Annotated in this window: 1 rRNA gene; it reads left to right on the forward strand. The window is 56.6% G+C overall.

Annotation, left to right across the window (positions count from 1 at the left end):
• Positions 1-1,213, forward strand: a 23S ribosomal RNA gene (locus tag JOE21_RS17720); the annotation flags it as partial.

A 1,213-nucleotide genomic window follows, 5' to 3' on the forward strand; every position in this document is an offset into this window, starting at 1 on the left:
TCCCTTGCGGGGTTGTGGGGCGTCCTATATGGAGTCACAAAAGTGGAAGGTAGGCGAAGTGGCCTGGAACGGCCCGCCGCAGAGGGTAACAGCCCCGTAGCTGAAACCTTCCACCCTCCAGGACGGACCCCGAGTACCGCGGAACACGTGAAATTCCGTGGGAATCCGGGAGGACCACCTCCCAAGGCTAAATACTCCCTGGCGACCGATAGTGAACCAGTACCGTGAGGGAAAGGTGAAAAGCACCCCGGGAGGGGAGTGAAACAGAACCTGAAACCGTGTGCCTACAAGCAGTCGGAGCGTGCATGACACGTGACGGCGTGCCTTTTGTAGAATGAACCGGCGAGTGACGATGGCGTGCAAGGTTAAGGTGAGAAGCCGGAGCCGCAGCGAAAGCGAGTCTGAATAGGGCGCATCAGTACGTCGTCGTCGACCCGAAACCGGGTGATCTACCCATGTCCAGGGTGAAGCTGAGGTAAAACTCAGTGGAGGCCCGAACCCACTGGTGTTGAAAAACCAGGGGATGAGGTGTGGGTAGGGGTGAAATGCCAATCGAACCCGGAGATAGCTGGTTCTCCCCGAAATAGCTTTAGGGCTAGCCTCGGATGAAAAAGTCGCGGAGGTAGAGCACTGATTGGGCTAGGGGCCTGTCAAGGGTTACCGAACTCAGTCAAACTCCGAATGCCGTAGACTTGTTATCCGGGAGTCAGACTGCGGGTGCTAAGATTCGTAGTCGAAAGGGAAACAGCCCAGACCACCAGCTAAGGTCCCCAAGTGTGTGTTAAGTGGGAAAGGATGTGGAGTCGCATAGACAACCAGGATGTTGGCTTAGAAGCAGCCATCATTGAAAGAGTGCGTAATAGCTCACTGGTCCAGGGACTCTGCGCCGAAAATGTAACGGGGCTAAACACACCACCGAAGCTGTGGATGTCATTTGACATGGTAGGGGAGCGTTCCCAGGGCATCGAAGTCGACCCGTAAGGGGCGGTGGAGCGCTGGGAAGTGAGAATGCCGGTATGAGTAACGAAAAGAGGGGTGAGAATCCCCTCCGCCGTAAGCCTAAGGTTTCCTGAGGAAGGTTCGTCCGCTCAGGGTAAGTCGGGACCTAAGCCGAGGCAGAGATGCGTAGGCGATGGACAACAGGTGGAAATTCCTGTACCACCTTCCGCCGTTTGAGTGATGGGGGGACGCAGGAGGGTAGGAGAGCGCGCTG

The organism is Desmospora profundinema, from assembly GCF_031454155.1.
Classification (GTDB): Bacteria; Bacillota; Bacilli; order Thermoactinomycetales; family DSM-45169; genus Desmospora; species Desmospora profundinema.